The organism is Streptomyces sp. NPDC002623, assembly GCF_053592635.1.
Genome location: NZ_JBSFWB010000009.1, coordinates 62,939 through 75,531 on the forward strand (window position 1 = coordinate 62,939; position 12,593 = coordinate 75,531).

At 67.3% G+C, this 12,593-nt stretch carries 11 protein-coding genes; 2 read left to right on the forward strand and 9 right to left on the reverse strand.

Going from position 1 to position 12,593, the window contains the following annotated elements:
- Nucleotides 1–84 precede the first annotated feature (84 nt).
- Nucleotides 85–843, forward strand: a complete 759-nt coding sequence (locus ACWD4O_RS18475) for a hypothetical protein (RefSeq protein ID WP_451280974.1) — start codon at nt 85–87, stop codon at nt 841–843.
- 122 nt (nt 844–965) lie between these two features.
- Here the strand turns inward: ACWD4O_RS18475 and ACWD4O_RS18480 are convergent, their stop codons facing one another.
- Genes ACWD4O_RS18480 through ACWD4O_RS18495 form a run of 4 tightly spaced genes read right to left on the reverse strand, consistent with a single transcriptional unit; the run spans nt 966 to nt 6,910 of the window.
- A complete protein-coding gene (locus ACWD4O_RS18480; RefSeq protein WP_451280976.1) occupies nt 966–2,834 on the reverse strand; it encodes a TniQ family protein in 1,869 nt (622 codons plus the stop codon).
- 2 nt (nt 2,835–2,836) lie between these two features.
- Entirely contained in the window at nt 2,837–4,087 is a 1,251-nt protein-coding gene (locus ACWD4O_RS18485; RefSeq protein ID WP_451280978.1) for a TniB family NTP-binding protein, read from the reverse strand.
- Nucleotides 4,084–6,132 (reverse strand): transposase, encoded by a 2,049-nt coding sequence (locus ACWD4O_RS18490; RefSeq protein ID WP_451280980.1) that lies wholly within the window; start codon nt 6,130–6,132, stop codon nt 4,084–4,086. The genes ACWD4O_RS18485 and ACWD4O_RS18490 overlap by 4 nt, the downstream gene beginning before the upstream one ends.
- Nucleotides 6,125–6,910 (reverse strand): TnsA-like heteromeric transposase endonuclease subunit, encoded by a 786-nt coding sequence (locus ACWD4O_RS18495; RefSeq protein ID WP_451280982.1) that lies wholly within the window; start codon nt 6,908–6,910, stop codon nt 6,125–6,127. Before ACWD4O_RS18495 ends, ACWD4O_RS18490 begins: the two co-directional genes overlap by 8 nt.
- A gap of 502 nt (nt 6,911–7,412) precedes the next feature.
- Here ACWD4O_RS18495 and ACWD4O_RS18500 point away from each other — a divergent pair.
- Nucleotides 7,413–8,597, forward strand: coding sequence for a hypothetical protein (locus ACWD4O_RS18500; protein WP_451280984.1), 1,185 nt, complete (start codon nt 7,413–7,415; stop codon nt 8,595–8,597).
- 72 nt (nt 8,598–8,669) lie between these two features.
- Here ACWD4O_RS18500 and ACWD4O_RS18505 read toward each other — a convergent pair whose 3' ends face one another.
- The 5 genes from ACWD4O_RS18505 to ACWD4O_RS18525 are packed head-to-tail and all read right to left on the reverse strand — an operon-like array spanning nt 8,670 to nt 12,379.
- Nucleotides 8,670–9,638 carry an S-4TM family putative pore-forming effector gene (locus tag ACWD4O_RS18505; RefSeq protein WP_451280985.1) on the reverse strand — a complete coding sequence of 323 codons (969 nt, stop codon included), beginning with the start codon at nt 9,636–9,638 and terminating at the stop codon, nt 8,670–8,672.
- On the reverse strand, nt 9,635–10,501 hold the full coding sequence (locus ACWD4O_RS18510) for a CBASS oligonucleotide cyclase (protein WP_451280987.1): 867 nt from the start codon (nt 10,499–10,501) through the stop codon (nt 9,635–9,637). Before ACWD4O_RS18510 ends, ACWD4O_RS18505 begins: the two co-directional genes overlap by 4 nt.
- 24 nt (nt 10,502–10,525) lie before the next feature.
- Complete coding sequence (locus ACWD4O_RS18515) at nt 10,526–11,029, reverse strand: hypothetical protein (RefSeq protein ID WP_451280989.1); 504 nt, start codon at nt 11,027–11,029, stop codon at nt 10,526–10,528.
- Nucleotides 11,026–11,472 (reverse strand): hypothetical protein, encoded by a 447-nt coding sequence (locus tag ACWD4O_RS18520; protein ID WP_451280991.1) that lies wholly within the window; start codon nt 11,470–11,472, stop codon nt 11,026–11,028. The genes ACWD4O_RS18515 and ACWD4O_RS18520 overlap by 4 nt, the downstream gene beginning before the upstream one ends.
- A 19-nt stretch (nt 11,473–11,491) precedes the next feature.
- Nucleotides 11,492–12,379 carry an AAA family ATPase gene (locus ACWD4O_RS18525; RefSeq protein WP_451280993.1) on the reverse strand — a complete coding sequence of 296 codons (888 nt, stop codon included), beginning with the start codon at nt 12,377–12,379 and terminating at the stop codon, nt 11,492–11,494.
- Nucleotides 12,380–12,593 lie beyond the last annotated feature (214 nt).

Genomic DNA, 12,593 nt, shown 5'->3' on the forward strand with positions numbered 1-12,593 from the left:
GATGGTCGCCCCGAGCTGGGCCTTTCACCTGTCGGAGGCTTTCGGTACATGTATCGCCGATTACCTCGGTTACGGTGTCCGGCCATGACCATCACGCAGCCCGACCCCGCGCCGTACGGGATCGAGTCCATACGGATCGTCGCCGCGCACGAGGGCGACTTCGCACAGGTCGCCCACCTCTCCTGGGCGCAACCTCCGAAGAGTCGTGAGGACGACGCCAGCCTCTACATCCGGCCCTTCATCGGCGACGGCTGGACCGCGTATGGATCGGTCGACCACGGCGTGGCCCCAAACAGCACCACGGAGGTGCAGGCCGACCGGCAGCGGAACGCGAAGTTCGACGAGTTGAAAATGTCCCTGCACGGCAGCGGGCAGACCCACGTTTACGTCGGTCCACACCACCGCGAGTACCGGCTGCCTCCCGTGACGGGCCGTGAACTCCATGACCCGGCGGGCGGGCACATTGCCACGATCACCTCCTTCGACCTGACCGGGCTGCCGCTTCTCGCTCGCCCGCTGAGCACGACCCCGCCGGACATCGATTTTGTCGTCCCTGGCCCCGGGGAAGGCACTGCCCACCTCAAGGTGGTCTTGTACGTCGGCACTGACGAGAGCGCTATGCGCGAGCGGTACCCGTTCCTGGTAAACGCTCATCTGATCAGGTTCGATCGGCCCGGCCTGCCCACCCCTGTGTTTTTCGGTATGCATTGCCCCCACGTTCCTGGGCCGAGAAAGAACACCCCCGGCGTCAACGTTGTGGGCGGCTGGGGTCCGGGCGCCAAGCAGGATCAGCCGATCCCTGTCGTTTCGATCTGGACGACCCCCGATGAGGGCACAACCTGACCGATCCCTGGTAGGTGCTCTACAGCCCTCTGGCCGGGATCTGACCCCCGTCGACGACCGACGGTTTCGGATTCCGCCACAGAGATCACAGGTCGCGCGAATGGGCGATGAAGCTGAGCGCTTCAGGGGGCGGGTAAGCGGCCGAGTTGGCGGGGCCGAGTGTGCCAATTCGCGGGGAGCGCGTCGGCGTCGATTTTCTCTGCCAGGTCGTCGGCGTACTCGCCGAGGAGTCGCCGGAGGGTCGCGTAGTGCGGGCCGGGGTCTGATCGGCCAGCAAGCTGGTGCCAGGTGGTGGGGCGGCGTGCGGCCCAGGCCCGCCGGATGTGCTGAGGCTGGTCATGTTCGAGGGGGCGGGGAGCGAAGAGGTGTTCGCCGCCGGTGACACGAGTCCAGATGAAGATGGATGCGACCTGGCGCTTACGGTCGTCGAGGATGGGCTGTTTGCCAATGGTCCGGGGGAGCTGGGCGGTCACTTCCCGCCAGTCATTTTGAGGAAGGACCCAGTTGCGCAGGGAGTCCCGCCGCCATTGGTAGTCGGGCAGCCGGTCGCGATGCTCGCCTACGTGCAGGCCGAGTTCGGTCATGGCGATGCGGAAGTCGGTGGGGGCGTCCCTGGCGCCGATCCAGAAGCGCTCGTCGTCGATGCCGGCGGGGATTTTGTCAATGGGGATGCCCAGGAGGAGGGCTGCCTCGTGGGTGTCGCAGTGGGCGGCCCGGCGAACGAGTTGGATGGCCGCGCAACGGCGGACGAGCCGTTGATCGAGGGGGATGCCGGCGGGCCGGATGAAGCGGTCGTGCCAGTCCTGTTCCAGGAACGCCGGAATGTGGTGGGGCGCGAAACCTGGGCCGCGGGGGACGAACCGGTCGACAGTGGCCGGAGTGGCGTTAACCAGCGGCTTCAGGATCTCGCGCAGCTGCTGCGAACAGGTGCCTTGGTGTCGGGCGAAGAAGCGGAACCAGGACATGCGGCTGTCGTGGGTGTCGAAGGAGACCTCGAACAGACTCATGATCCGCTGCTCGGAGTTCGTGGCGAACAGCAGAGAGTCGGCGACACCGATCAGTGCCCCGCAGACCGCGGCGTCTGCCGGTGCTGTGTTCATCAGGCTCACCCGGTTGTGCCTGTCGGCGGGAGAGTTCTTGTCCGCCCGGAAGTACGCGTTCACGCAGTCCAGGAGGTCGGACTCCAGCAGGTAGCGGGACCGGGGCCATGAGGCGGCGATGAAGCCCATGACCATTCGCAGGTCGGTCAGGCTCTCGGTGGTGGCGGCTCCGGGCAGAGCGGGGTCGAGTTCGCCCAGGAGGTCACGCTGGAGGCCGAGGAGTTTCCGGCTGGGCCGCATCAGTGTCCCGGTGAGGTCGAGCCGGGTTCCGCAGGCTTTTCCCTGCGGTCCGCGTCCCGAGTCGGGGGCGGGGAAGCGGCACTGGGCGGGGTGCAGGCGGCGGGCGCCGGGCCGGATCAGCAGCGGCCCGCCCGCGGGCCGTCTGTCGGGGCGGCGGCAGGTGGGGCACTGATGTTCCAGGAAGCACTCGTGCTCAAGGCAGGCGAAGACGACCGCGAGGTGCCATTCCTTCTTCCAGGGGCCGCCGTGGGCCTGCTGGATGGCCGATCCGTCTCCGGCCAGGCATCGCGGGCAGTAGCGGGGGGAGCCGGTGAAGAGCCAGTGGTCGAGGCGGCGGTATCCGGCGCCCCGCGACGGTCCGAGACTGAGAGCCAGGGGTGGGTAGTGGTCGCGCAGGCCGGTAAGCGTGAGTGCGGCGGCTTCTTCGTGGCTGAGCCGGGTCGCGGCGGCGAATCCGGCGAGGGTGTCCGGGGCTGGGTTGATCAAGAGTTGGTGGCTGAGGCGGACCAGACGCTGGCCGACCGTCGGCTGCAGGCCAGTGCGCCGGGCCACGTCAGAGGGTGCAAGGTCGAGCCTGTGAGCGAGCCGCAACACGTAGCCGGGCAGGGACTCCCCCGGCAGCGGGTCAAGGCTCCGGGGCAGGGGACGCATCCTCAGCTCCCGGTCCCTGCGGCCGGGCCCTGGTCGTCGAGGACGGTGTTCCTTGGACGGGTCCGGCTGCTGCGCTTGGTCGACGCCCTCAGTCCGGGGATGTCGGGTATCTCCCCGGCGCCCAGGTCTCGGCCATCGGCAGAACCGAGGTGGACGGGGATGCCGTCCAGGAGAGACTCGGTCAGGTATTCGGCGCCGGAGTCGATGGCTTCCTGGCAGCCGTCCTCGACCAGCCTCTCAAGGAGGCCGACGACACCGGCGGTGCGCTCGTAGAGGTACTCGGGCACAGTGCCAGAAGTGAGCATGCCCGGCTCGGCTTTGAGCAGGCGAAGGTGGCCCTCGACGCCGGCGAGGTGATCGCTCCAGGCCATGATCTGGGCGTCGGTGTCGTAGCGGAAGCGGTCGAGTTCGACCACGTCGAAGCGTCGCTCGGTCTGCGTGGCCTCCTCCCCGTGTACCAGCTTGTGCCGGGAGGGCGGGAAGGCGACCTGGCCGGTGCGCGGATCGGAGCGGCCTTCGCGCAACAGGCCGGCGCTGTGGATGTTGACGCCGACCAGGACCAGGGTGACGTTCATGCTCATGAACGCCCGGATCAGATCGAGGGTGTCCTGGTCATCTGCGCGGTGCATGCGGAGCCTGGTGATGTCGTCCAGCAGCAGGGCTTTCGTTCCGTGTTCGCGCAAGGACAGTGCCACCTGACGGATCAGATCGGGCAGGTCCATGCGCGGATTCACCTCGGCGTCATAGAAGTGAAGGATGGCCTTGCAGAGGCTCTTGGGCTTCGCGGTCACCGGTGTCTGCACGTAGGCGACGGGAACGTGGAGGTCTCGGGCGCCGGGGACGGCCTGGGGGTTGAGGTAGCGGTGCAGTGCCAGCCAGTCCTCCTCGAACGTGGCCAGGCACTCGCAGGCCGTCTCGGTCTTCCCCTGATAGCCGCCGCCGGTGATGATCAGGCCGGACAAGGTGGTCGGCTTCTGCTTGACCGCGTTGCTCTGGACGCGGCCCCGCAGCCGTTTGGTGACGGCCAGGCTCATCGGGGTCTGTAACAACGGCAGGTTGGCGTGGGTGACCGCGCGGTACAGATCGTGCAGCGCCTTGTCCTTGGGGCTCAGATGCCTCCACCCAGCGAGAGTCAGCTGCGGCGCGGGCACGAAGGTGGTCCGAGTGGACACCCAGTTCTGCCAGCGCGCGACGGTGTCCCGCACCGGCGGCGGCCCGGGACGAAGAAGCTCCGGCGGCCCCGTCGTATTCATGCCGTCTCCGGGCCCGGCTCGTCCGGCTGGTCGTCCTGGTCGCCGGACAACAGGAAGAAGCTGCGTTCCCGCAGTGCCTCGCCCAGCAGGGGCGGCGGGGTCGGCGGCCTGGAGGCCAGCGCCGCCTGACGGCGCCGCTGCCGGTCGGCGGTGACGGCCCTTCGGGTAGACGCGGCCAACTCGGCCGACGGGGCCACGCCGGGAAGAACAGCCACCGGGGCGGGCGGCCGGTCGGCTGCGGCCGACTGTGCCCTGGCCAGTTCGCGGGCCCGCTCGGTCTTCTCCGCTGCCGTCATCTGGGTCGGCCACTGGTTCACCGGAGACCGCGCAGCCAGCAGTTTCAGCAGCACCGGCAGCAGTTCCCGGTCATCGAGCGGCCTCAAACCGGCGTGGCCAGCCTGAGTGAGGAGTTCGCCCACCCGAGCGTCAGAGAAGGCCGGAACGTCGTCTCCGGGCGGCAGGCCGTTCCAGTCCAGTGCGTGCCAACTGCCCCGCCGAGCGGGATCTTCGAAGAAGACCTGACGGCAGTCGCGCGGATCGCGGTGGACCGCCCACTTGCCCGCGTGGCGTCCACTGCGTCCGGAGCGCTGGCCGCGACAGGGGTCGAGCACCGGATCGGTGCCGCCGTACCAAAGTCCGCCGATCTTCACCCCGCGCCGGGCGTCGATCTTCACGAAGTGGGCGGGCAGCAGCTCGTAGTACAACTCCGGCTCTGGCATCTCCAGACTGATCCCGTCACGGGCCGCCGCAGCGGCGAACAGTGTGTTCGGGCTATGCCGCCCGCCCGGGTCCCACGCCGGCGCACACTGGTCCAGCCTGCGGTTTTGCCACACCGAGACGATCCAAGTGGCCAGAAGGTGCTCCATCTGCGATAGCGTCCAGACCGCATCGCCCTCCGGGTCGGCGCCGCGGTCGGCGACATCGACACCGCGGTAGCCGAGCAGCAACTCCAGCAGCAGCGACTGGATTCCTGCGAACGCGCGCTCGCAGGCGGCCTTGTCCGTGGGACGCATCGCGCGGGCCGGCAGCAGATCGATCCCCAGCTGGCGGGCGACGGCAACGACGTGATGGTTCTTGTAGACACTCCCGTGATCGGCCGTCACCGTCTCCGGCGCGAAGAACGGCAGCCCCGCCACCGGGTGCCCGGCAAACTCCGCAACCAAGGCGGCCGGAACCCCGGGGTAGGACCATTCCATCTCCTCACCCCAGTCCGGGCGCATCGGCAGCGGCAGCAGCACATCCCGCAGCAGCATCGCCACCTCCACCGAAGACTCCGACACCGGCGTGAGCCGGAAGGCGACCAGGGAATGCGAGTAGGCGTCGAGAGCCAGCGTGAGATGGACGGTGATGGGGGCGCCGAACACATCGTCGAGGACCTTCACCGGCAGCGGCGTGGTGTCCAGCGCGACCACCTGCCCCGGCCGGGTGACCACGGCCTTCGCCTTGCCCGTCTCCACCGCCGCGGCCGAGCGGACATAGCGCTGGCGGGCGCCCTGCGGACCGAACCACTCCTTCCAGATCTTCGCGAGCGTCGTGTAATGCGGGATCTTCTCCTCCGCCGCCGGGCCGAACTTCTCGCGCACATACTGGTGGATCAACCGCTCCTTGGTCTTCATGCTCACCCTGGAGCGGTGCTCGCACTCGGCATGGACGGCCCGGATCGCATCGGCGACCTGATCGGTGGCCGTCCGCCGGCCCCGCAGCGGCGGTGTCCACCGCCCGTCCGCCAACCCCATCAGCCCGCGCTCGGCGTACTGTGCGGCCATCCGCTCCAGTGTGCGCTGGCTGATCCACTCCAGCCCCAGCTGCTTGGCCTCCCGCCGGTCCAACGCCTTCAGCTCTGCCGCCTTCGCCTGGCGCCGCTCGGTCAGCGTGGTGCGCTCCGGGTCGTACTCGGGCCTCGGCTCTCCCGGAAGCGCCCAATACCGGCTGCCGCTGCGGTAACCGGTCTGCGCCTCCAGCAGATGCGCCGCCCGGATCTGAGCCCGCGTCAGGTCATGGCCATGCAGGTCCTCGGCTTGCTGCGGCTGGCGCTCCTCACCCATCACAGCCTCCCACCGGATAGACCCACGCGGCATCACTCAGCGGTTGGGCAAGATCCACTGCCAACCGTCGGTGCCAGAGCAGATGAAGGGCGTGCGCACGGGCGACCGCCGGCAGCGACGTCTCCTCCATCAGTTCACCGAACCGTCGCGGACGTTCGGCGACCAGACCCAGCAGTTCACCGTGCAGCCCGAGACGGTCGGCCATCGGCCGCCGCCGGGCCGACAGCGCATCCAGTCCGGTGGCCACGTGACGGCGCCAGCCGGTCACCACCAGGTAGCGCCATCCCGCCGCTGCCGCCGCCCGCTCGGCGGCGGCGAACTTCACCAGGTCCTTATCCTTGATCAGATGGCCGGGCCGGACGTCGACCAGCACGGCTGTCCCGGGCAGCAGGACCAGGAAATCCGGAGTGTGGTCCTCAGCGCCGTCGACGGTGGTGAACTTCAGCCTGAACGGCTGGGACAGCACCTCCTCGGCGCTGTCCAGAAAGTCCAGGGCCAGCAACAGGCGACGCTCGGCCAAGCTCTCGAAACCGTGCATCCGGCCCGTGGTCACCATGTAGGCCAGTCCCGGCCGATTCCGCTGACGAGCCCGCCACGTGAAGCCGCGTACCGGCACCGAGGCCAACGCCGGGAAAACAGCCAGGTCCTGAACCGGGCAGATCACCTCCGCCCGGGACGCTCGCCACACCGTCTTCCACCGGCGCGTCCACCCCAGCCCCGACTCCAGACACGCGCCTGCCGACGGCTCAAGGACGTACGACGCGACGAGATCATCCATGGTGCAGCTATGCGACCACACCGACCCCGCCTCGACGGCCAGCGTACAGACCGGAGCCTCCATGTACCCAGCACACCCCGCCCAAGCCTCTTCTCGTACAGCTTCCCGGGAAAACCCCGCAGGTAAGGAGCCGAGTCAGTACCCTGCCCGCCAACTGGGGAACTCCGCCCCACCAACTCGCTGCTTCTCCGCGAGCCACATGGCTGGCGCACTGCTGGCGATGTTGGAGGGATCTACATGCTGGAGCGCGCCGATGGCGCCCACGCCGAACAGGTCGCCGCCGACCTCGGCATCAGCCGCTCCACGCTGTACCGGCAACTATGCGAGCACCGCGAAGACGCCGCTGTCGAACCCGTCGGACATGAATGCCGACTATCAAGGCGGCCGCATCACCACAGGTCAGGTGCTACTTCCTTGATTTTTCGGCTAGAACTACGCGCCTACCACACCGCTGCGGAAAATGTATGGGAGTGGTCGACGGGACGTTCTACGATCCTTGGTCATGGTCGTATACACGAGCCGGAATCGGACGGATGTGTCGCCAAAGCGAGCGGCGGAGCCGGAAGCTGAGTTCTTCGAGAGGATCGCCGGTCCGTTCTGGGACCAGGTTCGGGATGTGATCAATGAGTGGTGGTCGCACTTCCCTGATGAGGCTCAGCCCGGCTTGCGTAGTCGACTACTGGATCGGAACTCCGATACGAACGTCTTTGCCGCGCTGTGGGAGCTGTACCTGCACGAGATGCTGCTCGGTGCCGGTTGCACTGTGGAGATCGAGCCTCGGATAGGCACGAGTGGCAAGAACCCGGACTTCCTGGTCACCCGCGACGGCGAGCAATTCGTCGTCGAGGCAATCTGGACGGCCCAGCGCCTGGGCGACACGGTGTCTAGCACGCTCCCACCTCATCTGACCGATGCCATCAATAGCGTGCCGAGCCCCAACTTCTTCGTGTCGTACGACCTTGACAGGGCCGGATCGGCAGCACCGCCGCAGAAGCGGCTGAAGGCCGGGCTGACTCGGTGGCTCGCGAGCCTGGACCCCGACCAAGTCATCGCCGGGTACGAGCGCAAGGTGCCGCTGCCCAGGCACACTTGGCAGGAGGCTGGCTGGTGCCTCACATTCCAGGCGATCCCCCGCAGCCCCGGCAAGCGAGGCGACCCAACGAGCAGGACAATCGGCATCCACCCCGCGATTGCCTGGTTCGGCGGCGAGCCGGACCGGGTGCTCGAAGCGGTCAAAAGGAAGGGCGGGAAGTACGGCGACCTGGACCTGCCGTTCATCGTGGCGGTTGGCCATGCGGCCGCGTTCCCCGAAGACGAGGACACCGAGACCGCGCTGTACGGGGCCTCGGTCGAGTACGCCCACGGCAGCACACCGACCTTCGGCCGAAAGCCCGACGGCTACTGGACCGCCACCTACGACCACGCCCACGACAGGGTCAGCGGCGTGCTAATCGTCAACAACCCAGCGCCCTGGACCTGGACGAAGAACACCCCCGTCCTCTGGCAAAGCCCCGACCCCAGATCACTTCCAGCCCCCATCCTCCCTACATGGGAAACCGCACAGCTGGTCGACATCCAAGTTGAACACCAGCCAGCGGCTCGCCCCACGCACACCGCCCTCGGTCTGCCCAAACACTGGCCGGTCGGCGACGCCTTCCCCCGACGAAAACAGAGCAACCCAAGCTGACTGCACCATGCGCCACTAAACCTGGGTCACGCCCCACGAAATGAACAGGCTTGGAACATCTCGCCCATGAAGCTATATGGGCGGGGGTGTGCCTTGGGCGAGGCGGACGCGGTGGCCTTCTGCGGTATCGCCGAAGTCGCGTTCATCGTCGTCGCGGAATCGCTTGTAGAACCACTCGGGTACGCGCGTGGTGTCCAGGCGGGTACGGAGTACGCCGTCCTGTACGTCCCGTGCGACGTTTCGTAGGCGGTGCCATTCGTCCTCGGGGACGGGGCCGGGGCGCCCGTTGTGTAGCTCGGTGTTGACGACCTTGGTGAGCCGGTCGCGTTCCTCTGCCACCTTGCGTTGGCCGGACCAGATCTCGTAGGCGATCTGGTAGGCCGCCAGGGACGGAACAAAGAAGCTGAGGAGGGTGTCACGTATGGTGACGCCTGCGATCACGAGACCGACGACTAGGCCGATGGCCGTCCACAGAATCGTGGTGGCGGCGATGAGGTGGCTGTAGCGGCGGCGGAGGCGAGCGTCCCACGCAAGGTTCTGTTCTTGGGCGACGAATACGTCGTAGGGGTGGTGGACGTCGTGAGTGGGGTCGTACCAGCCATCGGTAATGCGCTTGTCCTTCGCGCCTCCCAGGGGGAGCTTGCGCGCGAGACGGCGGACGTCGGGTTCGGGGACGGGATCGCCTGCAACGGTGGCACGCCACGGCAAGTGGAACAGGGCGATGTCGAACATCTCCTGAAGCAGGGCGCCCTGGCGGGCGGTGTTTCCGGCGATTCCCTTGAGCAGGAACGCTGAGACGACGAACCAGAAGAACCCGACGATCGAGACAGTTGTCCGGCCGTGGCCGATCAGGGTGATCAGGACACCGGCCGCGGCGAGCACGACGGCGGCGGTGACGCGTACGGCTTCGAGGAGTTGGCCGCGTTGGTGGCTTGCCGACGCGGCGCGTTGGAGGAGCAGCATGTCGTCGTCGAGCTGCCGCTCGTGGATGGCCCGGGGCGGGATCCCGTGGACACCGCCGGGGTCGGTGGAGAGGTTCATGGCCTTGTCATCCTGTCCCCGAACAGCTTCTTCCACTCGTCGTAGGCGGCGCGTTCCTGTCCCTCGTCCTCTAGGTCAACCGCCTGCTCTGCGATGGCGCGGGCCTGGTTGAGCATGTTGGCCGCGGCGAGCTTCTGAGTCGCGTTCATGACGGCGTTGACGTCACCGCCCAGGCCGGCGGGGTCGGGCCACTCGTCACCGATGCGTTCGGCGGCGGTGGCCAAGAACAGCACGATCTCGTCCTGGTAGCGCCCGATCGGCGGCTTCACCAGCGACTGGGCCATGACTTCCAGCAGGAAGGACGGCGACACGGGCTCGCCGAGTTCGCGGTTGATGCCCTTGACCATCTTGACGAAGGGTACGAACTTGCCGTCACACTCGGCATTCTTGGCGATGCTCAGTTCGTGGTGACGCTTGGGGTTGGTCGCGATCCAGCCGCCCGCCGAGGGGTTGGGGATGTAGTAGCCGCCGTCGGCTCGCTTGAAGGCGGGGACGACATCGATCGACATGACCTCGTCGTCGGGGCCGTAGGGGATGACGACGGCCATGCCGTCACGGGCGGCAGAGCTCCAGTTCTGACGGAGCAGGGTCTCCAATGCGTTGATCACTTGGATGGGAGCTTGATCGCGGAAGCCTGCCTGGGAACCGTTGGCGTCGAGGACCACGAAGATGTCGATGTCCTTGAGCTTCTTCGTCTTGGTGTCGCGCCGGTAGCTACCGGTGAGGAAGTCGTCCTCGAGATCCCAGTGCGACCGGACGAAGTCGCGGATGGCCTCGTGCCGTGCCTTCGCCAGGTTCTGCTCGGTCTGAGTGATCTCCAGGTTGTGCTTGAGGTTGGTGAAGGCGTCGTCGATGTATCCCATAGCGGTGTCTTCCTGCTCGTGGTCTCAGGTGTGGAGGTATCGCATGCCGGTCGAGGCGTGCGGGGCAGAGCCAAGGGTGCCGAAGGTGATGCCTCGCAGGCCGTCGGTGCTCGCCCGCTGACCGGGCCCCCAACCTGGTTGCGGAGTGCGGGGTCCGTTGAAGGTGCAGAACAGCCGGTGAGTGGTACCCGTGGGCACTTGGTCGAACTTGGCTCGGAACCGGGCGGCCCGGGCACGGGAGGCAGTGAACTCGGCATTGCCGTTTCCGGAGGTGGTGTAGGACACCGGGAACTCGATCACCGGCGCCACGGCGCCCGAGGGCTGGTGGCACTCCACGACGACCGTGTCGAGGGAACCCTCCTCGATCCACGCCTTGATCGCGTTCTCGTTCTGCACCCAGTCGCGATGCAGCCGGTCCATGTTGATACCGAGGTCGGCGAGGATGTCGGTGATGGTGCCGAGAATGACGTCGGTCAGGTGCGTGGCGGTGTGGGTCCGGGTGTAGCTGTAGGTATAGGTGGAGGTCATCGCTGGGTCACCGCCCGTCGTAGAACCTCACGGTCAATCAGCGGGCCGGAGTTGGCCGCCTTCGTCTCCGGAGCAGGCGGGACAGCGTCGGACAACCGGGCGTGACCGTCGGCGGCTGCCTTCACCTGCTCCTGGAGCGGGGCTGGGGACGGCAGGTGGATCGTGAAATCGTCGGCGCCCGCCGCGCCGGGGACGGGGTTGAGGTTCTCCTCCAACGTCAGCGCCTCTGTTCCGGACACCGTCGTGATCTCGCAGTGCACCTTGCCGGCAACCAAGGTGATCGGGTGCTGCTGCAGGTGCCCTGCCGCGATCAGCATCCGCCCGACCGACTCGGCGGCCGACATCGCCTGCACTGCCTCGTCGCGGGACAGCGCGGAGGACTGCTCCACGGTGTCCGCCACGAGGTCCGCGATCACAGTCCAGGTTCCGCTGGCGCTGCGCATAGGAGAGGCCGCCACCTGCCTAGTACGCCGCACGGGACACCTCCGGCTGGCCCGTCTCCCCGACGGCGTTGTGCACTGCAGCGGCCAGGTCCTCTTCGGTGAGGCGGCCGGGGTCCAGCACCGTGTCCAGCCGCTGCGCCAGGGCTTCGAAGACCACCTTGCGCGTACGGCGGCCGTCCAGCCCGTGAGCCGCTTCGGCGATGCGATCCATCGTCGAGGAGCGGGCCAGCTCGCCCAAGGCGGGGTACTTGCCGGCCAGCGTCAGCAGCGTGGAGGCCAAGATCTTCCGCAGCGCCTCCGGCTCGGGAAGCGGGACGAGGATGGCGGCGTCGGAGCGGGAGAGGAACGCCTCGTCCAGTGCGGTGGTGAAGTTGCTGGTCGCGACGAAGAAGAGGTGCGGGTGCTCAGCGGCGTTGAGATCCAAGGCAGTGAGAACCGCGTCGGTGGCACGGTGGACATCGGCCGGGTTGGCTGCCAGCGACGCCGCCGAGCGGGCGACCGCCATCGACTCGACCTCGTCGAGGATCACCACGGTCGGCACGCCATCCGATGCGAGAGCCGGCACGTATTCGCCGAGCAGCTCGCTGACCCGCTGCTGCGACTGCCCGTGCTCGGCGCTCATTAGCCCGTGCGGGTTGATCTCGATCCGACGGACCGCACCTCCGGCGACATAGCGGGCGACCTGCGCCGGCAGACCCCGTGCCAGGGTGGTCTTGCCAGTGCCAGGAGGTCCGTAGAGCGTGCACAAGCCGTGCAACGCCGTCACCGCAAACGGCAGATCAGGCCGCACAAGCAGCGACAACACAGTCTGGTTGCGCAACCGCTCCTTGATCTCCTCCGGCACCACGATGGCGTCCCACAACGCGACCTCCGCCGAGTCGGCGGTGATCACCTCGTCCGACAGCACGCACTCCTGAACTCTCAGCACCTCAGCTCCATCCCCCACACGTGGCGGGTTACCTCAGATCTGAACATCATCTTCCGCGTTTTGGGTACAGTACACGACATGGCGGAGATGCAACTCGACACACTTCACTCGGGCGTGTTCCGCTGAAGCTGAGCAATTTGACCGACCGGTAACCAAGGTGTGCCTAAGATGCGAGCGGAGCATTCAAGATCGA